24 protein-coding genes are annotated in these 23,051 nt (G+C 65.4%); 19 read left to right on the top strand and 5 right to left on the bottom strand.

What is annotated here, in order from left to right; translation table 11 throughout:
• The first annotated feature begins 6 nt into the window (after window positions 1–6).
• From QQG74_RS03525 to QQG74_RS03515, 3 genes are all read left to right on the top strand, one after another.
• Window positions 7–564: a DUF6506 family protein gene (locus QQG74_RS03525; protein ID WP_341718859.1), complete on the top strand. Its 558-nt coding sequence runs from the start codon at window positions 7–9 to the stop codon at window positions 562–564.
• A 218-nt stretch (window positions 565–782) separates the two neighbouring features.
• Window positions 783–2,141 carry a TrkH family potassium uptake protein gene (locus QQG74_RS03520; RefSeq protein WP_341721118.1) on the top strand — a complete coding sequence of 453 codons (1,359 nt, stop codon included), beginning with the start codon at window positions 783–785 and terminating at the stop codon, window positions 2,139–2,141.
• Entirely contained in the window at window positions 2,134–2,814 is a 681-nt protein-coding gene (locus QQG74_RS03515; protein ID WP_341718858.1) for a TrkA family potassium uptake protein, read from the top strand. Before QQG74_RS03520 ends, QQG74_RS03515 begins: the two co-directional genes overlap by 8 nt.
• 504 nt (window positions 2,815–3,318) lie before the next feature.
• Here the strand turns inward: QQG74_RS03515 and QQG74_RS03510 are convergent.
• The 3 genes from QQG74_RS03510 to QQG74_RS03500 all read right to left on the bottom strand — a co-directional run bounded on the left by QQG74_RS03510 (window position 3,319) and on the right by QQG74_RS03500 (window position 9,006).
• Complete coding sequence (locus tag QQG74_RS03510; RefSeq protein WP_341718857.1) at window positions 3,319–6,438, bottom strand: DNA methyltransferase; 3,120 nt, start codon at window positions 6,436–6,438, stop codon at window positions 3,319–3,321.
• Between the two features lie 671 nt (window positions 6,439–7,109).
• Window positions 7,110–7,625 (bottom strand): NUDIX hydrolase, encoded by a 516-nt coding sequence (locus QQG74_RS03505; RefSeq protein ID WP_341718856.1) that lies wholly within the window; start codon window positions 7,623–7,625, stop codon window positions 7,110–7,112.
• Window positions 7,626–7,668: 43 nt separating this feature from the next.
• Window positions 7,669–9,006: a helix-turn-helix transcriptional regulator gene (locus QQG74_RS03500; RefSeq protein ID WP_341718855.1), complete on the bottom strand. Its 1,338-nt coding sequence runs from the start codon at window positions 9,004–9,006 to the stop codon at window positions 7,669–7,671.
• Between the two features lie 214 nt (window positions 9,007–9,220).
• Between QQG74_RS03500 and QQG74_RS03495 the strand changes: the two genes are divergently transcribed.
• From QQG74_RS03495 to QQG74_RS03425, 15 genes are all read left to right on the top strand, one after another.
• Window positions 9,221–9,538 carry a hypothetical protein gene (locus QQG74_RS03495; RefSeq protein ID WP_341718854.1) on the top strand — a complete coding sequence of 106 codons (318 nt, stop codon included), beginning with the start codon at window positions 9,221–9,223 and terminating at the stop codon, window positions 9,536–9,538.
• Between the two features lie 300 nt (window positions 9,539–9,838).
• Window positions 9,839–10,741 carry a hypothetical protein gene (locus QQG74_RS03490; protein ID WP_341721117.1) on the top strand — a complete coding sequence of 301 codons (903 nt, stop codon included), beginning with the start codon at window positions 9,839–9,841 and terminating at the stop codon, window positions 10,739–10,741.
• 85 nt (window positions 10,742–10,826) lie between these two features.
• A complete protein-coding gene (locus tag QQG74_RS03485) occupies window positions 10,827–11,690 on the top strand; it encodes an FtsK/SpoIIIE domain-containing protein (RefSeq protein WP_341718853.1) in 864 nt (287 codons plus the stop codon).
• Entirely contained in the window at window positions 11,687–11,896 is a 210-nt protein-coding gene (locus QQG74_RS03480) for a hypothetical protein (protein WP_341718852.1), read from the top strand. Before QQG74_RS03485 ends, QQG74_RS03480 begins: the two co-directional genes overlap by 4 nt.
• An 87-nt stretch (window positions 11,897–11,983) precedes the next feature.
• Window positions 11,984–12,433 carry a hypothetical protein gene (locus tag QQG74_RS03475; protein ID WP_341718851.1) on the top strand — a complete coding sequence of 150 codons (450 nt, stop codon included), beginning with the start codon at window positions 11,984–11,986 and terminating at the stop codon, window positions 12,431–12,433.
• On the top strand, window positions 12,430–12,732 hold the full coding sequence (locus QQG74_RS03470) for a hypothetical protein (RefSeq protein WP_341718850.1): 303 nt from the start codon (window positions 12,430–12,432) through the stop codon (window positions 12,730–12,732). The genes QQG74_RS03475 and QQG74_RS03470 overlap by 4 nt, the downstream gene beginning before the upstream one ends.
• Complete coding sequence (locus QQG74_RS03465) at window positions 12,729–13,109, top strand: RRQRL motif-containing zinc-binding protein (protein ID WP_341718849.1); 381 nt, start codon at window positions 12,729–12,731, stop codon at window positions 13,107–13,109. Before QQG74_RS03470 ends, QQG74_RS03465 begins: the two co-directional genes overlap by 4 nt.
• On the top strand, window positions 13,106–13,501 hold the full coding sequence (locus tag QQG74_RS03460; RefSeq protein WP_341718848.1) for a hypothetical protein: 396 nt from the start codon (window positions 13,106–13,108) through the stop codon (window positions 13,499–13,501). The genes QQG74_RS03465 and QQG74_RS03460 overlap by 4 nt, the downstream gene beginning before the upstream one ends.
• The gene (locus tag QQG74_RS03455; RefSeq protein WP_341718847.1) at window positions 13,501–13,788 is read left to right on the top strand and encodes a hypothetical protein; all 288 of its coding nucleotides are present in this window, start codon (window positions 13,501–13,503) and stop codon (window positions 13,786–13,788) included. Before QQG74_RS03460 ends, QQG74_RS03455 begins: the two co-directional genes overlap by 1 nt.
• Complete coding sequence (locus QQG74_RS03450; protein ID WP_341718846.1) at window positions 13,775–14,539, top strand: hypothetical protein; 765 nt, start codon at window positions 13,775–13,777, stop codon at window positions 14,537–14,539. The genes QQG74_RS03455 and QQG74_RS03450 overlap by 14 nt, the downstream gene beginning before the upstream one ends.
• Window positions 14,536–14,799 (top strand): hypothetical protein, encoded by a 264-nt coding sequence (locus tag QQG74_RS03445; protein ID WP_341718845.1) that lies wholly within the window; start codon window positions 14,536–14,538, stop codon window positions 14,797–14,799. The genes QQG74_RS03450 and QQG74_RS03445 overlap by 4 nt, the downstream gene beginning before the upstream one ends.
• Entirely contained in the window at window positions 14,799–16,607 is a 1,809-nt protein-coding gene (locus QQG74_RS03440; protein WP_341718844.1) for a replication initiator, read from the top strand. The genes QQG74_RS03445 and QQG74_RS03440 overlap by 1 nt, the downstream gene beginning before the upstream one ends.
• A gap of 26 nt (window positions 16,608–16,633) precedes the next feature.
• Window positions 16,634–16,822, top strand: coding sequence for a helix-turn-helix domain-containing protein (locus QQG74_RS03435; RefSeq protein WP_341718843.1), 189 nt, complete (start codon window positions 16,634–16,636; stop codon window positions 16,820–16,822).
• Window positions 16,819–18,231 carry a tyrosine-type recombinase/integrase gene (locus QQG74_RS03430; RefSeq protein ID WP_341718842.1) on the top strand — a complete coding sequence of 471 codons (1,413 nt, stop codon included), beginning with the start codon at window positions 16,819–16,821 and terminating at the stop codon, window positions 18,229–18,231. Before QQG74_RS03435 ends, QQG74_RS03430 begins: the two co-directional genes overlap by 4 nt.
• 703 nt (window positions 18,232–18,934) lie before the next feature.
• Entirely contained in the window at window positions 18,935–19,468 is a 534-nt protein-coding gene (locus QQG74_RS03425) for a hypothetical protein (RefSeq protein ID WP_341718841.1), read from the top strand.
• Window positions 19,469–19,580: 112 nt separating this feature from the next.
• Here the strand turns inward: QQG74_RS03425 and QQG74_RS03420 are convergent, their stop codons facing one another.
• The gene (locus tag QQG74_RS03420) at window positions 19,581–20,948 is read right to left on the bottom strand and encodes an IS1380 family transposase (RefSeq protein WP_341718840.1); all 1,368 of its coding nucleotides are present in this window, start codon (window positions 20,946–20,948) and stop codon (window positions 19,581–19,583) included.
• Between QQG74_RS03420 and QQG74_RS03415 the strand changes: the two genes are divergently transcribed.
• Window positions 20,913–21,668 (top strand): hypothetical protein, encoded by a 756-nt coding sequence (locus QQG74_RS03415; RefSeq protein ID WP_341718839.1) that lies wholly within the window; start codon window positions 20,913–20,915, stop codon window positions 21,666–21,668. The genes QQG74_RS03420 and QQG74_RS03415 overlap by 36 nt on opposite strands.
• 228 nt (window positions 21,669–21,896) lie before the next feature.
• Here QQG74_RS03415 and QQG74_RS03410 read toward each other — a convergent pair whose 3' ends face one another.
• On the bottom strand, window positions 21,897–23,048 hold the full coding sequence (locus tag QQG74_RS03410; RefSeq protein WP_341718838.1) for an SAVED domain-containing protein: 1,152 nt from the start codon (window positions 23,046–23,048) through the stop codon (window positions 21,897–21,899).
• Window positions 23,049–23,051 lie beyond the last annotated feature (3 nt).

Genomic DNA, 23,051 nt, shown 5'->3' with positions numbered 1-23,051 from the left:
ACCATTGTGGCCACCGAACTCTTCCTCATCCTCGACCCACATGCCACCGCCGGCGGCGAGCGCGAGCCCCTCACGGACACCTCCGATGTGGTGTGGGTGCCCGATCCCGCCACCGCCGCGACCATCGCCGCCGACGGCGCCCGCTCCGAGGTGCGACTCATCGAGCTGTACGGCGGGTTCGGCTTCGCCGGTGCCCGACAGGTGATCCACGCGGTCGACGGTCTCGCGCCGGTCGGCGTGGCCGGGCACCTGGCACCACCGCGCGGGTCGTTCGCCATCCTGATCGAGGACGACACCGCCGACCCCACCACCGATCGCCTCGTCCGTCGGCACCCGGACGGCACTCGTACCAGCATCATCCGGGTGCCGCGCGCAGCCATGGCCGAACTCGCCGCAGCCGAACTCGCCGACGGCGCGGTACGCGTCGAGTTGTGCGGCGGCACCGACCTGGTGACCGCCGCCGACGTCGCCGACCGGGTCGGCCTTGACGCCGACATCGCGCTGGTCACCTGGCCGTTCGAGTCGCTGAGCGGAGCCGCCGCCTACGCGGCCTCGTTCGCGTGAACAGCTTGACGCGTGCCGAAGTATGCGATCGACAATCGCATCACACGGGCCGGCATGGGAAGGGATGCTGACCGTGGGAGGATGCGCCCTGTGTCCATCGCTGCTGGCCGCAGGAGACGGGGGGACCGGTTCGCCACCCGGGCTTGTGGTCCGGCGAGTAGGCCGGGGCTGCCGGTGCGCCGGTGTTCACGCGTGTCCCGGGGCCAGCCGTGCGGCTCGTGACCCGGCCGCCGGCGTGGCAACGACGAGGTGACCGGTTTCGGCACCCGGCGCAGATGATCGCCGTGGGTTTCGCCACGGCGATCACGATCGGCACCGGGCTGCTTTCCCTACCGTGGGCGACCCGGTCCGGGCACCGCACGGAGCTGCTGGACGCGCTCTTCACCGCCACATCGGCGGTGTGCGTCACCGGGCTGATCACGGTCGACACCGGCACGTACTGGTCCGGCTTCGGGCAGGCGGTCATCCTGCTGCTCATCCAGGTCGGCGGCCTCGGCATCATGACCCTGGCCACGCTGTTCACCGTGCTGCTGTCGCGCCGGCTCGGACTGCGGGCCCGGTTCCTCGCTCAGGCGGAGACCAAGAGCCTCAACCTGAGCGATGTACGCGGGGTGGTGCGTCGGATCGTGCTGTTCAGCCTGGTCAGCGAGGTGGTGGTGGCCGTGCTGCTCACCATCCGGTTCGCCACCGCGTACCAACGGCCGTTCGGTACCGCGCTCTACGAGGGCGTCTTTCACGCGATCTCCGCGTTCAACAACGCCGGTTTCTCCACGCACAGTGACAGCCTGATGGGTTACGTCGCCGACCCCTGGATAACGCTCACGGTCGCGGCTGCGGTCATCCTCGGCGGGCTGGGGTTTCCGGTGGTCTTCGAACTGGCACGTACCTGGCGACGCCCCTCGTTCTGGTCGGTGACCACTCGAATCACGGTGGTGCTCACCGCCGCTCTGCTGCTGCTCGGCACCCTCGTGTTCACCATCGCCGAGTACTCGAACCCGAAGACGTTCGGCACGCTGGAGGGTCCGCAGAAGCTGCTCGCCGCGTTCTTCGCGTCCGCGATGACCCGGACCGCCGGATTCAACAGCGTCGACATCGGCGCGATGCGCCCAGAGAGCCTGCTCGCCAGCGACGTGTTGATGTTCATCGGTGGCGGCAGCGCCGGCACGGCCGGTGGCATCAAGGTCACCACGTTCGGTCTGCTTGCCTTCGTACTGTGGTCGGAAATGCGCGGAGAGACCCACGTCAACGTCGGCCACCGCCGAATTCCCGCCAGCAACCAGCGTCAGGCCCTCGCGGTCGTGCTGCTCAGTGCCGGCGCGGTGGCCGCGGCCACCTTCACCCTGCTGGCCATCACCCCGTACCGTCTCGACGCGGTGCTGTTCGAGGTCGTGTCGGCCTTCGGCACCGTCGGCCTGTCCACCGGCATCACAGGTGATCTGCCTCCACAGGCCGACGTGCTACTCGTCATGCTGATGTTCGCCGGCCGAATTGGGCCCCTCACCCTGGCCTCGGCACTGGCGCTACGGGACCGGAACCGGCGTTACGAGCTTCCCGAGGAAAGGACAATCGTTGGCTGACATCCGCAGCGAGCCGGTGGTGGTGATCGGCCTGGGCCGCTTCGGCAGCGCTCTGGCCCTGGAACTGGTCAAGCGGGGCACCGAGGTCCTCGGCATCGACCACCGCCCAAAGGTCGTGCAGAGTCTCGTGGGGCAGATCCCGCACGTGATCACCGCAGACTCGACCGACATCGAGGCCCTGCGCCAACTGGGCGTCGGAGACTTCGACCGGGCCGTCGTGGCGATCGGGACCGACATCCAGGCCAGCATCCTCACCACGTCCCTGCTGTCCGAGCTCGGCATCTCCGATATCTGGGCGAAGGCCGTCAGCGGGCAGCACCGCAACATCCTCACCCGCGTCGGCGCCCATCACGTCATCGCGCCCGAACACGACATGGGCGAACGCACCGCCCACCTGCTCACCGGCCGAATCCTCGACTACGTCGAGGTCGACGCAGACTTCGCCGTCATCAAGACCAAACCGCCACACGACGTGGTCGGCATGCCGCTGCGTGAGTCCCGGCTGCGCAGCCGGTGGGGGGTGACCGTGGTGGCGGTGAAACCGGAGGCCAGCGTCGGCGGCCGACGAACCGGCTTCACCCACGCGACCCCCGACACCGTCCTAAGCTACGGCGATCTGATCCTGGTGGTCGGCCAGGTCGACAACGTCGAGCGATTCGCCGCCGCGGAGTAACCCGCCGAATTCAGCGAGACACAGCAGTAGGACTGGCCAGCTGTATCGAGACCACGGCCCGTTCCCCACAGTCGGAGCACTCCTGGACCGGCTCGTCACCGCCGTCGTTCCATGAAGCCATAGCCAGCTTGTTGCTGCTCAAGGCATAACGTTGGTGCCCCCGGCAGGATTCGAACCTGCGACACACGGTTTAGGAACGGTATAGCGCTTGGCCTCGGGCTGCGCTATTTACTAGGCCGAACGGCAAACCTCACGCCAAACGCAGCCTTGATCATTCCGTACCTGTTCCGGATCTTGCGGTAGCGGCTGACCCGATCATCATGCGTGCGCCCACCCTGGCCGTACCCGTCCTGCGAGGACCGGGCACTGATCGTCGTCCTACCGCAGCCAGGGTTCCACCTACGCCCAGCATCGCAACGGCGATTGGTACCCACAGCGCGTGGACGCCACTCTCGCCCCTCCTCCCTGCCCTAATGGCGAGGTGTTGACCCCAAGCCAGCCGCTTCAGCCAGCCGGTTCCGCAGATAGGTTCTGGACCGAGGTGGCCTTTCGCAACTCTGCAACCTCGGCAGCCGTCAACTCAAAGATTTCGTAGAACCAAAAGTCGACGGCATCCCGGATCTGCTTGATGTCGTCCTCAAGCCCCGTAAGCCTCGGGGCGTACTTTTGAAACAGCGCAAGCAACTGCTCAGACTGCTCGAAGGACACCTTGACCTTCAAAGACTTTACGAACTCGGGAAAATCGAGCCGCCACCAGCTTCCGAGCCGGGTCGGCAGTTTCGAGGCTTGAAGGCCAACAGTCAGCAGCGTTCTCACGCGGTCGTTCGTTTCGTTTAGCGCCTGGTACAGCTCCTGGAGCCTCCTTGCCGCGTCGACAAATCGAGCTTGCTCGTCAAGGGTAATCCGCTTTATGGGAGTGTTTCTCAAGTTAGGGGCAGAATAGAGAAGATATCCGCCAGCCATCCTCAGGCCATCGAATAGGCATTCGAACACATAATTGTACAGAGTCGAGTTCAGCCAACAGAGGATGTACTCAGGCGCGAAATCGTCCGCAAACGAGTGAATGCAGTTAGTGTCAATTGAGGCGTAGTCACCGCCGGAATCGTAGAACGCTTCGCACGTAAGGCCGATCTTCGAAACGATGATCTTTGGGGATCTGTAGAGGTCCATGCGGCCCTGACCGAGCAAAGCGGCGTCGGCCGGCAACCGCGGCTTGAGGAACTGCTTGCCCTGCTTCTTAAAAGGTCGCAACCCCCAGTGGTTAGAAAATGGGTCGATGGTTCCAGTGTTGATCAGTTTAAACCCGGTAACTTCACCGATGAGTGCCGCGAAGTCGTCAGCCTCCGCAGCCGTCGAGGTGGCATTGATCTTACCTGCGATGGTTAGCGGAACGCACGCATTGAAGACCTTTTCAGTGAGCGGCAGCTTGTCGTTGAGCAGGAATCCGAGGATGGTGTCATTAAGCAGGCTTAGCTTGGAGGACTCCATCTCGTAGAGCTCAGGCAGTTTCGTCTCCTCATCAATCTTTCCCGACCTGACGACATAATGAGAGTCAGGCCGCACAGCGTCGATGAAGGCGATGACGGGGTACGTGCTGGCGTCCTCGAATACCCGCTTGTCCGAGTAATCGATTAGCTGGCTGATTTTAAAAGTAGAGACCAGCCATTCGCGCAAGGCTCTGCCGTAGGACGCCGAGAGAAAACGGTTGGGAGAGATGTAGGCCATCTTTCCGCCGTCCTTGATGACTGTGAGCGCCTTCTCGAAGAAGTAGATATAGAGATCAACCGTACCGACGGAGGTTCGGTAGTTCTTCTTGAGATACTTCTTCTCTTCACTCGACAGATGCCTACTCAGTTCCAGTGCGCTCACATAGGGCGGGTTACCCACCACCACATCAAACCCGCCGCTCTTAAAGGCATCCGGAAACTCCGCTTCCCAATCGAACGCCTTCCGTCCTGCGAGCGCAGGGTCAGCGATGAGGCTGTTTCCGCACCGAATGTTTTCATCGAGAGATGTGAGCTGTTGGCCTCGTCGGGCTGTCTTTAGCCACAGACTAAGCTTGGTGATCTCGACGGATTCATCGTTCAAGTCGACGCCGAACAAGTTATTGCGGAGAATGAACCTCACATAGTCTTCCGTCCCAAGAAGGTCGCCTCCGAGAATGGCGTCCACTCTCCTATTCTCCGCCAAGAGATAGTCAAAGGCGTAAACAAGAAACGCGCCAGATCCGCAAGCAGGGTCAAGAATGCGGATTTTTTGTAGAACGCTCTGATACTCAAGATACGCCTGCCGCTCACGGCGAGCATATGTCGCCTCTTGGATCGACCCCTTAAGTCCATGCTTCTCCTTGAGGCGCTCCTCGGCCTCCCTCAAGTAGAGACCAACAGTGTTGTCCACGATATACCGAACAATGTATTCCGGCGTATAGTAGATCCCGCCGCCCTTGCGTGCGCTGTCTCGCTGGAGGTCGACTAGCGCTTCGCCGGTGGCGGCCTGGGAAACCTTCGATCGAATCTCTTCGAGATCTGAAATCGACTGCTCGAAGATGTGCCCGAGAATGTTGACGCTCAGATGTTCACTGAAGTCATAGCGGCTCAGTCTTGTAACACGCCGCATTGTTTCATCCGAGATTCGCAGCGCGTTTAGGACCTTGTCGGCGGCAAAGAGACCGCCGTTATACCCTTGGGGAATACCAAGCCTCGGGCTGCCTACGTCAACAGCGTCGAAGAACCGCGTGAAGGCGCTCCACAGCGTCTCGTCAAATGCAGACTGGTCGGCATGCGTGACGACGCGCTCGATGATGTTGTCGGGGAGGAGTCCGGCGTCCTCTGCGAAGCAAGCGAAGACGATCCGGTCCAGGATCTTCTGCCCTTTCTCAATGCCTATGCCGAAGTTGGCGCGGACCGGAGGATTGTTCCGATAGATGTCTCGCAGGAGTTCGAGACGAGTTGTTCGGTATTCTTCGAAAAACTGCTTCCCGATGTTCTCCTGCTCGACGCGAATGTCGATCAGGAGATCTTCTGTTTTAGAGGGCCCCTGCCTAGACGTGAGATTGTTGGCGTGGAGCAGAGTGTAGAATGACTTGAAATTCAGGTAGTCGTTGGCCGGTTCAAGTAGGTCATCGAGCGTCCAAAGCTCGAAGTCCAACTGATTGTCGTTGTACAGTCGAAGCTCATAGAAGTTGCTTACAATTACAAACGGGCACCGCCTGTACTGAGTCTTGTATTTGAAGCCTTGCTGGACCGGGCTCATGTTGCCCTCGCGCCGCTGCGGGCGGTCGAGTGCAACGGAAGCACCCTTGAGTTCCAGGACGGCTGCAATGTTCTCAGTCTGCGTTGAAGCATCCGTGTATCCGAGAACAGCATCGGGGAGCTGGTGCTTGAGGGTAGTAGCCTTGGGTTCGAATGTGTAGGGCGTGGCTGGCTTCTCCCGGTATCCCAAGATACGCATGAAGAAGTCCTGGTTGTAGGCCTGCTCGCGGCTCGTTTCCTTGTCCTTTTTCAGGCTGCCACGGTGATAGTCATCGCGCCAAGTCCTCACAATCGCCAGGTGTTCCTGGATTTGCTCGTTGCTAATGAGCTTCGCTGCGTCACGCAGCCTGTTACGACTGAAGAGGCTCGCCACGGGCCGAGTGTACTCGGAAGACCAACAAAAGCTCTGCCCTGAGACGCTCGGCCCGTCGTCCCATTCGCTCTAGTTATCCGGATCCGCCGCACCTCAGCCAACTATGGAGAGTGCCATCCCGTCTGCCGTCGACCCGCCCTCCTGGGGAGCGGGCCGCCGCCCGGCCCGCCACGTCAAGCGGACCTTGACGGCTCGTACGGACGCTGGCGGGTCGGGCGGTGGTCTGCTCGGCTCGCCCGGGTCGATGGCAGACGGGATGGCTCCCACCGCAACCACCCACGGACCGCGACCCGCCGACGGACCCCGGCCATCCTGGAGCCGGAGCGCCCCCGCCGGAGGCGCAGTAGCCGCAACCCCGCGACCGCCGCCAGCTCGCCGACGCGGCCGGCGTCCGCTTTCCTGCGCCGTGCGGGCTCGTGGCCGCGCGGCCCGGCCGGCTGCCGGCCCACCACCACCCGGTCAATGCTGCTGTCGTCATGCGGCGGCCCACCGGGCTACCCGCCCTTCGCGCCAGCCGCCGGGCGTGTTGCGTGGCCGGAGTCGGAGCGCCAGCGGAGCGACGGACGCGCGCCCAGGCGGCGGCGCGTGCGGCCCGTTCAGGGCCGCCTTGAAGACGTACAGAAAGTTTGAACCACTTTGCCGGCAGCCGGCAGCCGGCCGGCAACTGCTGATCAGGAACGGCCGAACTCGGCGTAGCGTGGCTGTCCCTCCGTGAGGGCGTGAAGCGCCGATCCGACCCGACGTGCCATCGATGGGCGCAGCTGCCCCACCGCTTCCTCATAAGTGAGGAAGCGGAGACCGGTTAGTTCGTCGTCGGTCGGTTTGAGGGCCTCGGCCTGGTCGTCGTCGAGCTGGCCGCCGTCGAAGATGAACATCAACCCATCAGGCCAGATGCCGTGGGTGGGCATCCAGTCGACTACTAGTAGTCGGCTAATCGGCAGGTCCAGTCCGATCTCTTCCCGGACCTCTCGACGGCAGGCGGCCAAAGGCGACTCGTCAGCATCCGCGATCCCGCCTGGGATGTCGAGGAAGGGCTTGTAGCCGGGCACGACGAACAGGATGCGTCCGGCTCGGTCGCGGATGAGTGCTCCACCGGCTACCCGCTTGCGCGGAAGTCGCTGAGCGATGCCAGGGTTGAACTCGCGTTCTGGTTCGCCCTCGGCAGAAAGGTCGTCAGCCAGCGTCACAGCCTCACCGTACTGAATCGTGCTGACGGGGATGGCAGGCACCTCAGCTTGCCAGGAGGAAGTCAGCACGCTGCTCAAACTCCTTGACGGACGCATGACGGGCGTGGGGAACGAATCTCTGCCGCAGCTGCTTCAGCTGCTCCTGCGAACGGTGGGATGTGAGACCGCCGGCTGATTCAAGAGCCGTCGCGCCAAGGGCGGTCGCCTCCTCGATGTCGCCATCGAGGAGCGCCACGCGGGCAAGCTGAGAAGCCGCATAGACCCGCCGCCGCGCCTGGTCCTTGCCGCTTTCCCAGACAGACTGCATGAGCGGCCGAGCCTCCTTCGGCTGTCCCAGATCGATCCAGCAGGTGGCGGCATGACTGGCAAAGAGGACAGTGCCCCAATGCTTCGCCCAGTCGGGGCCATCCTGAGGCACGATTTGATGGAAGCTCTCCTCTGCCCTGATGAGAGCCCTTCTACACCCCGTTTCGTCGCCCTGGGCTGCATGGGCTCGTGCTTCGAAGATGGATGCTTCCGTGATCACAACCGGCACACCGGCTCGAAGGCTCGCGTCTCGTGCCACTTGGGCAAGCCGCAGCGCCTGGTCTGGTCGCCCCAGATACAACGCCTGGTCCGCCATGCTCGTCAGTACATAGGCAGCGTAGGCCCGGTCGCCAGCAGCCTCCGCAAAGCGCAACGCTTGGGTGAAGTAGCGCTGAGCAAGCGAGTGACGCGAGGTGTCGTAGGCCATCCAACCGATCAATTCGCACAGAACTGCTGTAGCGTTGAAGATTTCCCTTCCAACCTTCTCCGGCTTTGGCGCTCGCACCTGCGGCAAGACTCGATTCCGTAGGTAACGTACCGCCATCGTCCGGCAATGTTCTCCACCGAATTTTCGGTCGAGCCCGTCGAAGGTGCTTGTCATTGCTCGAATTTCGTCCACATCGTGTGGCGTTACGGCTTTTCCTTCGCCCGGAAGGTCCATGGTTGCGTTACCAAAAAGCCAATCGAGACACGCCGCATTTAACGCGTCTGGCATGTACCTGCCAAGGGTCACCGCCGTGTGTTTCATCTCATCGAAGCGCGATAGGTCGCCGAGGGTAGATGCCGCTTGGCTAAGCGAGACGCTGTAGGCGAGCCCGATGTCCGAGCGGGCTCGATCGGTGCCGCCGCTGAGCCCCAGCTGGTCTGCGCTCTGTCCGTACGCCTCGCACAACAGCGAATGGTACGGGTCGGAGGCGTCTCGTTCGCCGCTCTCCCAGGCGGAGATCATTCGCAGCAAACTCGTCCGTGTCGCAAGGGCGTGCCTGCCCTGCGCGCGGCGTTCCAACTCATGCGCGAGCCGAGCCTTCGACCAGCCGCGCAACTGCCGAGCTTGCCGTAGTGGCGTCATGCTCATCCCCGATTCGGTGCTCAGCCTACAGTCTGCCCGCTTCACCATGCCCCATTCTTCGCACTCAATGCAAGGGGTGCGTCATCCCTCGTCACCCCCTGCCATGTTCAGTCCTTCCCGTCATATGTCGTCACCCTGCCGGGAGCCGAGGATGCGCGGTTTGATGGATCCACGGGTGATGGACACCCGGGGCGAAAGCCCTCTCCCTTCAGGAGCAGAAATGAAGCTGTACGTGGACACCAAGGCGAAGCAGGTGACGGTGTCGAAGGACCCGGAGCCGAAGAACGACCAGAACGGCAATCAGCGGTCGGAGAAGGGAACGGGCCGGCTCATGTGGTCGACTCAGGTCTTCGTTCTCGACGAGAACGGCGGTGAGGTCATCACCATCACCACGGCGGGTGAGAAGCCGGGTGTGATGGTGGGGCAGCTCATCGAGGTCGAGCAGTTGGAGGCCATCCCGTGGGCGACCAACGGGCGTAACGGCGTGGCGTTCCGTGCGATCTCGCTGAAGCCGAAGGCTGGTACCTCGGCCAAGTAGGTTCCTCGCACAGCGTGCTGTGTGACGCCTGCGGTGTCTTCCTCGCGCCTCCGCGCGTAGCGGCCTGAGGTCCGCTAATTCAAGAAGTGAACGGTCCGGGAGTGGTTCCGACTCCTACGCTCCCGGCCCGGTCACCACCTGTGGTGGTGGCATCCCGTGTGAGCTGGCGCGGGGTCGGTCGACTCCTACATCTGCCGACCCCGTGCCCTCCAACTCATCCGACCCAACTCGTACTTGGGAGGACTCGTCGTGTCCAAGTCTAGCCCTCGCCGTCCGTTCGGCGGGAAGTCAACCGGAACGGTGACGGTCATCGAGGCCCGTGTTCACCGTTCCTGGGCCCGCAACGCCCGGATGGCGTTCGTCCTGACGGCGGTCATCGTCGGCCTGCTGGCGGCCGTGGTGGCCGCTTCCTACATGCACCCGATCCTTGCCCTGTTCGTCGGCGTGTTCGTCGGCGTGCCGCTGGGCGGCATCGTGTGGGTGCTGGTCCGTATCTGGCCGGTGATCCGGCTGCTGTGGTGGTGGACCCCGGAAATCATGCTCGCCGGCCTGCTGCTGACCGGCTGGGTCCAGCTCGCCGCGAACACTCCGGCCCTGGTGACGCTGTTGGTTGTCGCCCTGGTCGTCGGTGTTCCGGCCGCTGTCCCGCCGATCCGCCGTCAGGTGGTGGCGTGGGCGTGGTGCCTCGTGGTGAGGCATCGCCTGCGGGTGTGCTTCGCGCAGTTCATCATCGCCAACCAGTCCGGCAGTCTGCCGCTGATCCTGTGGGCCACTCCGACCCCGGTCGGCGAGCGGGTGTGGGTGTACCTGCGCCCTGGCCTGTCGGTCAAGGACCTCGAATCACGGTTGGACAAGATCGCCGTGACCTGCCACGCCTCCACCGTGCTCATCGAACGGGCATCGGAGGGCAACTCCGCCTTCGTGCGGTTCGACATCAAGCGCCGCGAAGTCCTCACGGCGAACGTCGGTTCACCGCTGGTCGACGTGATCGACCCGGACACCCCCACCGTCGAGCAGGCACCTGCACCTGCGGTGGTGCCGACCGCTCTGGACCTGCCCGACGTGCAGGCCCCGACCATCACCCTGCCCCAGCAAGGCACCAGTGAGCGCAAGCCGGCCAAGCCGGCCACCGCTGCGGCCAACGGCAGCAAGCCCGCGGCTTCGACGTCGGCGGATGCCGACGACGTCTCCGACTGGATTTAACCCTCACCCGACCCGGACGCGAGGAGCCGTACGGCTCGTTCGTGTGGCTTCTCGCGCCCACCAACGCCCAAGGAGGGCAGCTTCCATGTCCGTTGTTACGGAACCGGCTCCGGTGCCGGTGGGTCCTGGCCTGTCGATGTTCGACCCGATCTTCATCGGCATCGACGAGTTCGGCCAGCCCGTCTACATCACCCTCGCCTACCGCAACCTCCTCGCCGGTGGTGAACCCGGCGGAGGCAAGTCCGGCTTGCTCAACTGCATCGCCGCTCACGCCGCCCTCTGCGTCGACTCCCGCCTCGTGCTCTTGGACGGCAAGCTCGTTGAGCTTGGCCAGTGGGAAGACTGCGCTGACGCGTTCATCGGCCCCGACATCACCGCCGCCCTCGACGTCCTGCGTCGCCTCCAGCTGGTGATGAACAACCGCTACGCCTGGCTGCGCGCCCACAACCGGCGCAAGGTCACCGCCGCCGACGGCCTGTCCGTCATCACGGTCCTGGTCGACGAGATTGCCTTCTACTCCGCCACCGTCGGTGCCAAGCAGGAACAGGAAGAGTTCGTCGCTCTCCTGCGCGACCTGGTCGCCCGGGGACGCGCCGCCGGTATCCCGGTGGTCGCCGCTACCCAGCGGCCGTCGTTCGACATCATTCCCACCTCGCTGCGGGACCTGTTCGGCTACCGCGCCGCGTTCCGCTGCACCACCCCCAACAGCTCCAACATCGTCCTCGGTCACGGCTGGGCCGAACAGGGCTACTCCGCTACCGATATCGCCCCCACCAACCAGGGCGCCGCATACCTGATCGCCGAAGGCGGTGTCCCGCGCCGCATCAAAGTCGCCTACCTGACCGACGCCCAAATCTCCGGCATCGCGGATTACGCCGCGTGGATCCGCCGGCCCGGCACCATCACCACCCCGCCCGGCTCCCCCGCTGACTGGGGAATGGCGGCATGACCACCCGCGAACGCGCTCACGCCAAAGCCAACAACCAGCGCTTCAACCAATTCACCGAGATTTGGATCGTCGGCACCCCGGAGGACCTGGCCGTGATGATCCACGCCGCCCGCGCCACGGGTCGGCTCGTCTTCGTCTCCGCCCCACACGCCATGGGCGGCGACGACACCCGCCACCGCCGCTACCTGCGGCTCCGCACCCACTAGCAGTCGACGGAACCGGCACCAGCCGTGGAAAGCAGTCCGGTTCCGCCGACCTCCACCAACAGCCCTTACCGGAAGGACGTGGCTGCCATGAAGGCTACCCACAACCCACCCACCGACCTACAGGTCACACCTGCTGACCTGCTGCGGATGGCTGCCCGCTACCTCGAACTGCGCGGTTGGACCCAGGGCAACCCCTACGAGTCGGGCGAACACCCCGCCTTCCCGCCGGCCTGCACCCTCGGTGCCATCACGTTGGCCGTCTACGGCACCGCCACCAGCATCGAAACCCAGCAATGCGGCGACCCGACAGCCGCCATCCTGCGAGACAACACGGTCCGCTGCCTGGCCGACTTCCTCTGGCACGACGGCCGTACCCCTGACTTCGACTCCACCAGCGGCTCCTGGACCTCCACCACGGAAATCGTCGCCGAGTGGAACGACGAGCCCACCCAAACCCTGACCGACGTTCTCGGCATCCTCCACGCCGCCGCCGACGAGTGGGACCGCCTCCACACCACCGGGGGTGAGAACCGGTGAACACCGTCAAGCGCACCTTGACGCCTCACGTCCCGGTTCAGAAGCGGCGGGACGTCGTCGAGAACACCGAGTTCGCCGCGTTCGCCCGGCGCATCATCCGCGCCCACGGCCGCCGCGTCGCCACCGGTGACGTCGAAGCCCTCCGTGACCTCGTCGCCCTGTCCACCGCCATCGACGAAGCGATTACCGCTGCCGTAATCGGTCTGCGTGCCTTCGGCTACTCCTGGGCCGAGATCGGCTCACGCCTCGGCATCTCCCGCCAGGCCGCCCAACAACGCTGGGGCGGTGACCAGCCGTGACCGACTTCGCCGACCACATCGGCCTCAAGGTCCGCTTCTACGACCCGCTCGGCACCCGCTACGGGTTCCCTACCTTTCCCTACCGGATGGCCCCCACCGGCCTGGCCACCCGCCGGCAACTCCGCGCCGCCGGCCTCCGTCCCGGTGGTCATGACCCGGTCGCGCAGATCCTCTGGCGACGCGGTGAGCGGGTCGCCTACCTCTACCGCCTCGACTGGGCCAAACCCAAGCGCACCGCCACTCCGGCTCAACGCGCAGCGATCGGCAAAGCGCTGCTTGCTCGGCGGACCTGCCGCTACTGCGGCCAGGTCAAGCCCTACTACATCCCCCGCCGCTACGGCGAATGCCTCGACTGCCACGAAGGGAGCACCCCGTGACTACCTCGGACACCACTGCCGCCATCACTGTGATTGGCCCGTACGGCCCGGCCATCTACACCTTCCTGCCGGTGTCGGACTGGCAGCCGACGCTTCTCGATCCCGCCAGCGACTGGCTGAGCTTCACCGACCCGCTGCTCGGCATCAGCGTCACCATCCTCATCGCCCAGCCACAAGGTCCCGAACCGCTGGCGTTCCGCTGCCTGGCCCCCGACCCCACCCGCTGCCCGCTGTGCCACGACAAGGGCACCATCACCGTCCGGCTGGACGGAACCGACTATGCGCGCCGTATGCCGTATGACCCGTTCATCGACCTGGTCAAGCCCTGCCCGGCATGCACGCCCGGCGCATTTCACCTCGCTCTCGCCGACGACGAGAAGTGGAGCGAGTGATGGGCTTCCTCAACGACTCCTGCCCTTTGTGCATCGAACAGAACACCCCCGCCGGGGTTCACAACATCCTCGGCCCAGTCTTCGTACCCTGCCCGGCCTGTCTCGGTCGCTGCCTGCTGTGTGAGGGCGAGGGCCTGTTCCCGGCCGACTTCGTCTGCCTGCCCTGCTTCCGCCAGCAACTGGCTCTGCTCGGCCTGGTGCCGATCATGTGCGCCCACTGCTCCGGCGTGGTCGACCTCATCCCCACCGATCGTCTCCCGGAGGTGATTCCTCATGGCGACCACTAACCCGCCCGCCTCGTGGGCGGCACGCATGGAGGGCGTCGTCCTGGTCCTCATCGTCATCTTCGTCGGCCTCGCCGCCGGAGCGGCCTCCTTCACCCACGTCCACGACTGGACCATGGCCAACAGCCCCGACAACACGCCGGGTTGGTTCGGCTGGGCCAACGCCGTCATCTCTGAACTCGTCCCCGTCGCCTGCCTACTCATCATCCGCCGCCGCAAGCGCCACGGCGGACCCATCGGCTACCCCCTCGTACTCCTGGTGGCCTTCGCCGGCTTCTCCCTCGCCGCACAACTCGGCGTCGCCGTCGGCAAAGTCGGCCCCACCGGCTGGTTCCTCTCCGCCGTACCCGCCCTGGCCTTCATGGCCCTGGTCAAACTCGTCCTCGCCCCCGTCAAAGACGACAACCCGCCGGTAGCCACGCCGGTCGACCCGATCCGAGTCGACACCGCCGAACACGTCACGGCCACCACTGAGCCGGTACCGCCGGCCGCTATCACCGCACCCGAACCAACCCCGGCCGTCGAGCCCGAGCCGGCCCCTGCGCCGGCTGTCGAACCGGAGCCCATGACCGTGCCGGCCGCCGAGCCGGTCGACGTCCCCACCCACCTACTGCCCATGGCCCGCTTCTCCGCCGTGCAACACGAACAGACCACCGGACGGGCCATCACCGCCGCCGAGCTGGCCGACCGACTCGACGTTACCCCGGCTGTCGCCGGGCAACTCCTCACCACCGTGACCGGCGGTGCCCGATGACCATCGTTCTCGTCGACGTCGAACACCTCACCCACACCTGCCCGGCACACCCGGAACCGCACCCGTTCGAGACCCGCCGCACCGTCGTCGACGTCATCCCCGGCGGTCCCTGCCGGACGCCGGTCACCATCCGCTGCGGCAACACCACCGCTGTCATCCCCTGTCACCGGCATGAGCCGGCCAAGCGCCAATGCGGCGCCTGCCGCATCATCGTGCGCGAACGCACCATCACCACCCGCCCCCTCGGGGTGGCGGCTTGATGGCGTCGACGCTGGACCTCACACCCCGGACCGCTCTGGCCCGGGGTGTGGGCTCGAACGCCGACACCACCCCACCCGTCTACGACTACACCACCGCCGGCTCCGCCTACCTGCGCGCCACCCAACCCGACTACTACGGCTGGCTGGAGCACGTCCGCGCCGCCGCCGGCTGCACCCGCCCGATCCGCCTCGCCGGCCAGCTCCTCCACGTCGAGCCGTCCACGGGCCGCGTGCTGGATGCCCGGCACACCGATGCCATGCCCGACGCCGCGATCTACACCGCCTGCGGCAACCGCCGCGCCACCGTCTGCCCCTCCTGCGCGCACACCTACCAACGCGACGCCTACCAACTCCTGCGCGCCGGCCTCGTCGGCGGCAAAGGCGTCCCGGCAACCGTCGCCGCGCACCCGGCCGTGTTCGCCACCTTCACCGCACCATCCTTCGGCACCGTCCACACCCGCACCGTCAAACGCCACACCTGCGCCAACCGCCGCCGCCGCTGCGACTGCCGGGCCGAACCATGCCACGCCCGCCGCGCCACCGACCCCACCGCCGGCCTCTGCCCCCACGGCCAACCCTCCGTGTGCTGGGCCAGACACGAACCCGGTGATGCCATCCTCGGTCGGCCGCTGTGCCTGGACTGCTACGACCACGGCCACCAGGTCGTGTGGAATCTGTTCTCCGGGGAGTTGTGGCACCGCACCAAACAAGCCGCGGAACGCTGGCTGGCCAAACTCGCCCGCCGTCGCGCCATTCCCCGCGTCGAGGTCGTCACCGCCTCCGGCAACATCCGCAAGGTCCCTCCGGTGCGGCTCTCGCCCGGCAAGGTCGCGGAGTTGCAGGCGCGGGGAGCGGTGCACTTCCACGCCATCGCCCGCCTCGACGGCGTCCACCCCACCGACCCCACCGCCGTCGTCCCACCCCCGGCCGGCTTCACCGTCGACGACCTCGTGGGCGCGCTCCGGCACGCCGCCGCGCAGATCACCTTCCACACCCCGGAGCACCCCGACCGGCCCGGCGGGTGGCCGATCGCCTGGGGCGAGCAGGTCGACCTACGGCCGATCGACACCACCACCGGGCACGGTGAAGTCACTGACGGCATGGTCGCCGGCTACCTTGCCAAGTACGCCACGAAAAGCACTGAGGCCACCGGGCACACCTCCACCCGCCTGACCGCCGATTCGATCGGGGACTACGCCGACCCCGACGGCGACCACACCGCCCGCCTCATCGACGCCTGCTGGCGCATCGGCCGACCCACCCACACACCCGTGCCGCTATCCCAGCGGCCCCGCGACCCCCGGCCCCGGCCCGGCTTCACCCAGCCGTGGGAGTGCCCCGACTGCGGCACCCACACCCGCTACGCCGCCTGCCCCGTCTGCGTCGCCGAACGTCAAGCCGCCCTTGACACCGAACCGACGAAACCCGCCACCGGCAACCCCTACGCTCGGCTACGCCGATGGGCTCACATGCTCGGCTTCGGCGGCCACTTCCTCACCAAAGGCCGCCGCTACTCGGTCACCTTCCAACTGCTGCGCGACACCCGCGTCAGCTTCCGGCGACACGAGCATCATGACCAGGCCGACGAGCACCCCGGCACGCTCCGCGCTGTCGACCACCACGACGACACCACAACCCTCATCGTCGGCACCCTCACCTTCGCCGGCGTCGGCTGGCACACCACCGGAGACGCTCTGCTCGCCGCCACCGCCGCCGCCATGGCCAGAGAGCGACGAAGCGCCGGCCGCGAAGAACTCGCCCACGAACTCAGCACCACCCCGACCGGCAGTGCACCGGCTGCCGCGTGACCCGACAGGAGGGAAGGACTCTGACCTTGGACGACGAACTGATGACCGTTCCGGAGGTGCTTGCCACGCTCAACAACGTCTCGCGCCGGACGTTCTACCGCTGGCGGGAACTCGGCATCGCTCCGGCCTGCATCCGGCTCCCCAATGGGGAACTGCGGATATCAAAGAAAGATCTCCGGATCTGGCTAGAGCAGCGGCGCGAGGTGGCAGCGTGAAGTCTCGCCGCGTCCGTATCTGGGCGATCAAGACCAACACCAACGCTGCGGAAGGTGGTCGGAAGAAGGGGAAGCGGTCGTACACGGTTCGTTGGGTGATCGCCGGCCGCGAGAAGTCCCGGACGTTCACCACGCGGGCGCTGGCTGACAGCTTCCGATCCGACCTGATGCAGGCCGCCAACCAGGGCGAGGCATTCGATGTCGGCACCGGGCTCCCAGACTCGATGACCGAAGCTCCGACGGCAGTAACGTGGTTAGATTTCACCACGAAGTACGTCGACATGAAGTGGCCCGGCGCAGCGGCGAAGTCGCGCGGCAGCATGACCGAAGCGCTTGCCACCGTTACAGCGGCGCTCGTCAAGGACGCCGATGGACGGCCGCCGGTCGAGCTCCTTCGTCGGGCACTGCTAGACCATGTGTTGCCACCGCCGGCCCGTGGTCTGGACATGCCACCGGACATTGCCGACGCAGTGCGCTGGTTACGTCAGTTCTCGCTGCCATTGTCTGACCTGCGGGAAGCAGGGACCGTTCGGCGGGTGCTCGACGTCCTGGCGGTGAAGCTCGACGGCAAGCCGGCCGCCGCGACCACCGTGCGTCGGAAGCGGTCGGTGTTCTACAACGCCCTTCAGTACGCGGTCGAGCTGGAGGAGTTGGAGTTCAACCCGATCGACAAGCTCCGCGTGCGTTCGCAGCGCAAGAAGGTCGCCGAGGTCGTCGACCGGCGGGTGGTCGTCAATCAGCACCAGGCGTTGGAACTGCTGATCGCCCTCACGTACGTCGGTCAACGTGGAACGGCCAAACGCGGTGAGCGCCTGGTCGGCTTCTTCGCGTGCCTGTACTTCGCCGCGCTCCGTCCCGGTGAGGCGCTGGGGCTCCGGGAGCAGGACTGCGACCTTCCCGCGAAGGGATGGGGTCGACTGACGCTGGCGAAGAGTCGCCCACAGGCCGGTAAGCGGTGGACCGACAGCGGCCAGGTTCACGACGATCGCGGACTGAAACACCGTGCCGAAGATGAGCCACGCAGCGTTCCGATCCCGCCGGCTCTGGTGACAATCCTGCGAGAGCACATCGAACGGTATGGGGTCGCCTCGGATGGGCGCCTGTTCCGTAGCGACCGGGGCAACGTCGTCGCCTCCTCGACGTACTCCCGGGTATGGGAAGCGGCGCGACGTCTGGCGCTGACTCCACGTCAGGTTGCTTCCCCGCTCGCTGGCCGACCGTACGACCTGCGGCACGCTGCCGTGTCGTTGTGGCTCAACGCTGGCGTACCGGCAACCGAGGTCGCCGAACGGGCCGGCCACTCCGTCGACGTGCTGCTCAAGGTCTACGCCAAGTGCATCGATGGCGAAGAGGCCACCGTCAACAGCCGGATTGACAAGGCCCTGACCGGCCTAGCCTGGCCCGTATGATGCCCTCGTTCGGATCCTGCCTCGGGCGTGCTTCCTCAACTGGGCAAACCTTCCCAAGGTCATTCCGCGAATATTCCGCGACCCACGACAATCAGCCGCTTCCAGTGGCCTACAGCTGCACACGCCTACCGATCGATCATCGTGCGTATGGCCAGCTCACGGGACGTTTTCCCTGATCTTTGAGGTGCCCCCGGCAGGATTCGAACCTGCGACACACGGTTGTCGACCAGCGCCCGCTCGGACTTGTCGTTGATCGTCAAGAACCAGGGTTGACCTGCCCGAACGAGGCCAGCCGCCGATCAACGATCGTCGCTAGTAGTCAACATTTAGCGGGGGTTTTCGGGGGGTAAACGGGGGGCGCTTTCCCGATCCCTGGCGGGGGCCCGGGTGCGGAATGATGGCGCAGGTTGGTGCCCTGCCCTGGAAATCGCCATGCACCTTGGTGATGTACAGGCAGGTCAAGTGACGTACGGTCGCGCGTTTGAGGGCGTGGGTCGGCTCTCCGTCAGGGGCACCAACCTGCGCCCCTCGTCGTACTCGGGCGAGTCCGTCTCTTGCCTTGGCTCCGAATACTGACTGGAAGTCTTCGCCCCTCCAGACCACGATTGACATCGACTAGCTCACCGGACCGCCTGTGCTCGGCGGCCCGCCGAAGACCACCCAGCGGTAGGCACCCGCAAGGCAGAGGGGAAAGCGAGGCTTCGTGACTATCCAGGAAACCCATGATGGAGAGGTCGAAGGACCGAGCGCCGGCAACCGTGTCGCCACCATCATTCGTTTCGCCCTGCGAGGCATATGGGTCGAACCCGGTGCCCTTGGCAGCCGATACACGTGGGAGACCGATGGCTATCACGTCACCCTCACCCTGCCCCGCCACCCCAACGACCTCCTCAGAGACGACGAGCCCGAGGTGGAGCCAGTTCCTGCCATCAGCCGTGCGCCCGTCTTCTCCGGCAGCGGCAGCTACCCGGCAGCCGTCGTGCATCTCGTCGAGGTCCGCGTCGCCTTCAACGGGCCTCTCTGGCTCACCGACCGGGAGCACTGGCTGAAGGAAAGGGAACAGGGAACCGCCGACACCGCTGCCTCGCGCCGTGAGTACGAGAGCAAGGCCGAGCACCTCTGGACCCGTGGCCGGGACGTCGCCGAACGACTGACCCATGCCTGGCTGGCCCACGTTCGCACCATCGCGGGACAGCCCTGGCTAGCCTCGGTCTTTCGCTTAAGCGTCGACCCATAGCCATCATTCGATGAATGTGATTCGGGTGTTTGTTGCTGTTTTGGTGGCATGCTAAAGGCCCGGCGCGGGGCCGGGTTCCTCTGTGTTGCTGGTCGGGGCGTGAGTCGCGGGGTCAGCCGGTGGGGCGGGGTAGTGCCGTGAGGTTGGTGAATGCGCTGTTCAGGGCATCGGCCCAAGGCCAGTCGGCGGCGATGGCGAGGCGGGTCCTGCGGGCGGTGCGGGTGATCCGGGCCGCGACGTGCAGCAGCCGGTAGCGAAGCTTCTTGGGTTCGGCTTTGGCGAGGTCGCCGTCCAGGAGAATGGTCTGGGTCCAGGCGAGCAGGTCGATGCCGGTCAGGGCGAGTTGGAGCCAGGCCTGGTTGATCGCGAAGACGCGGGACGGGAACCGGCCGAAGCCGGTGGTCTTGCCGGTGCGGATCTTGTCCTCCACCCTGGCGTGAGCCCGATGCCGGGCTTCCAGGAACTGGATGCTGCCCGTGCCGGGCGGGGTGTCGGTGGCCACGACCTGGTGCCGCCAGCCTTCGATGGTGTCGAACAACGACAGTTGGGCGCCGGGGTGCGGGCGTTCCCGGCGGACCAGGAACCGGGTGCCCTCGGGCCAGCCGGCCGCCTCGAACAGGCCGGTGATCTCGCAGACCTCGGCATGTTCGCGCAGGTCACCGCCGGTGTCGACAGCGGGGACCCAGCCGGTCGCGGCCCGGATCGCTTCCCTGACCGGTTCGGTGATCGCGGCGCCGACACTGAAGCGGATGTCGAGGTGACGTTCGCGCCAGGACCGGATGTGGGCGAGGAAACCGTGACTGGATCCGGCCGAATCCGAGCGCAGCAGGATCGGGGTCCCGTGCCGGTGGATGTCGGGGATCTGGGCGAGAGCCTGGTCCAGGACGGTGATGTGGTCGGTGGTGGTGTTCGAGCCGGCCCGGCCTTCGCGCAGCAGACCGGCGAGGGCCTCGCCGGTGTTGTCCAGAAAGCACAGCAGTGGGTGGAACCCGAAGGTCTTCTTCCAGGTGCGGGTCGCGGACTCCTTCTCGGAATGGCAGATCACGATGGTCGCGTCGATGTCCAGGACCAGGCCGTCCACCCGCTGACCGGCCACCATCGGTTGCGGCAGGTCGCCGCGGACCTCGGCGTGCTGGGCCCAGGCGACCTCGCGGGCGTGTGCCCGGGCGGCCCGCAGTTCGGCCAGCATCGTTTCGTCGAGCTGCGACAACAGTCGCCACGCGGTCGGGTCGGACGCGACCGTTCCGAACAGGGATGGCTGGTTTCGCAGTACTGCCAGGTCAGCGATGGCCTCGCCGCCGTCGGCGAGCATCACGGCGAGATCGACCGCGATCCGGCCCGGGTCGTGCCCGCCCTGCCGCTGCCGCAGTCCTGCCAGTGCCTGGCTGAATGCGCTGGTCAAACCGGTCGTATCCGCGAGATCGGCGAGCAGACGGGCGCCGGCGTGACCGACCACGCCTCGCCCGTCCCCCGTGACCATGATCTTCGGACGTGTTCGGGTAGTCTTCACCCAGCAAGTGCCTTCCGTGACGGGTTAACAGGACTCTCGACAAGCCCTATTTTCCCTGATCAGAAGGCACTTCTTCGTTTCCGGTCCACTCCTTGGACAGCCCTTAACGAAGGGCCGAGGCTAGGCATCACCGCCGAGATCCCACAGCAATATGGCCGAAGCCGGCTGGTCGACGAAGCCACCGGAGTCGGCTTCCTGGCGTTCGGCCCCAAACAATCCCTAACTCTGCGCCACGGCGGGCTCGCGCTCTCTGTCGACCAGCTAAATCGCGCACGCGAATTGGTGCCCACCGGCGAACCGCCCGCAGCCGAAGCTCTGCTCGCCGACGCGCGTTTCCTCGCTGGCGGAGCCGACACCGTCGACGCGCAACGCGCTGTCCTAATGGCTGCCATCGCTTGCGAGGTCAAGGCAAAGCGGGTCGTGATCGAGCGGGCCAATCCTGAGCGCCGCCAAGGGCTTGGCGGGGTGTCTAACCTCGATGAGATCACCGACCGGTTCTATCAACAAGCCTTCGGGGTGTCCCTCAGGCTGTCGAACCAAGCGCTTTTCATCAAGGCCAAACGGCTCAGGACGCTACGTAACAAGATCGCCCACGAGGGCGAAGCGGTGGACCGTGACGAATGCGATCAGCTCGTGCTCGCCGCGACCCAGATCTTCGCCTGGCTGAACGCGATCCAACCCACGCCGTAGGAATCTCCTGTCGTCCTTCCGCGCGTCGCCCGGCGCCTCTGGTCGATGCTTCCTCATAGCGCGCCTGGAGAAATTTCCACACGAGCAGCGCGGCCTCTGGGCTAGCGGTTATGCACGACTCGGCGCACCCGTGCCAGATTAACGTTTTGATCCCCTGATCGGGAGCCATTCCGGACGCCTGCGGCAACTAAGTTTAGGGGAGTCGCCAGAGCCGGCCGACTTTATCTGTCAAATTTCCATGACCTGCGCATATCCGCTTTGCGTCAAATCGTAGAGAACGACTTTTGGTCTGAGGTCGGCGGCTTTGAGGCTTCGGCCGAGTGTGACTGCAGCGGATACCGGCAGGGCGCCGAATACATGGAGGCGCTGGAGCGGTTTGTTAGTTGCTTCGAGGTTGGAAAAGAACCGCCGTATTGCCTTTTCCAGGAACCTCAGCGCCTGAGGTGTGGCGATGATGTCTTCATGGGCGGCGTCTCCGTCGACCCGCAGGCAGAAGGCAGGGCACGTGGTAAGAGCGGGTGGGAGATTTTTCAGGTGAGTGGTGCCGGAAAGGTTGGTGATGAGAATTGCGTCGGTGGCTTCGGCGTGTTCGTCGCGGATGGGTTCGATGGTGAATTGGGTGTCTTGGCCGCCCGTGGGCCATAGCCAGTCGTCGGATCTGCGGTGGCGTTGGTAGACGTCAGTGGGTACGCCGTCGTCCAGTGCCCATCCGAGGTATACGAGAAGTGGGAGGCGGGCGATCGCGAAGACGCTGAGGTGGTGGACCTGATTGGTGCGGATGCCTTCGTAGAGCCGGTCCTTCACGCCGGAGTCGATTCTGGCGCGGCCTGCGGCGTAGTACGCGGGTGTGCCGTCTTCTTCGCCAGGTAGGTGGCGCAGGTCGATCTCGATGCCGTGCTGGTCGAAGGCCGGCATGAAGAGGGGGAAGCGGTCGCTGGCGCGAATCACGGCGAGGGCGGCAGTGTCCTTGCTGAGTTCCATCGCGGCACCGCGTACCCAGCCTTGGACTCGCAGGACGGTGGTGCGCCGGTCGGTGGTCAGCCCGGTTTGGTGCCGGATCTGATTCTCGTGCTGGAGTTTGCGGCGGGTCAGTTCGTCGATGGTCAGCAGTCCAGTGACCTGCTGTTTGTCGATCTCTGTATGGCAGGACGCGCAGGCCAGCAGGATGTTCTCTGCTCTGTCACGGTCGTCGGCTCCGAGGTCGGAGCCCATACCGCGGGGTGATCCGGGGGTGGCTTGCTGTCCGACGATGTGGGCGCCTTCTCCGAGCGGTACTTCCTTGGCGGTCAGGTTGCCTTCCAGCAGGTATGCCTTGCACAGGGTGCAACGTCCGCCTGCCTTGACCCACAGCTTGCGCCGTTCGGGTTCGGTCAATGCCATCGG

The sequence above is a fragment of the Micromonospora sp. FIMYZ51 genome (assembly GCF_038246755.1).
Lineage (GTDB): Bacteria > Actinomycetota > Actinomycetes > Mycobacteriales > Micromonosporaceae > Micromonospora.
The sequence above is the reverse complement of the archived record's forward strand: the minus strand, read 5'-3'. Positions and strand labels throughout refer to the sequence as shown.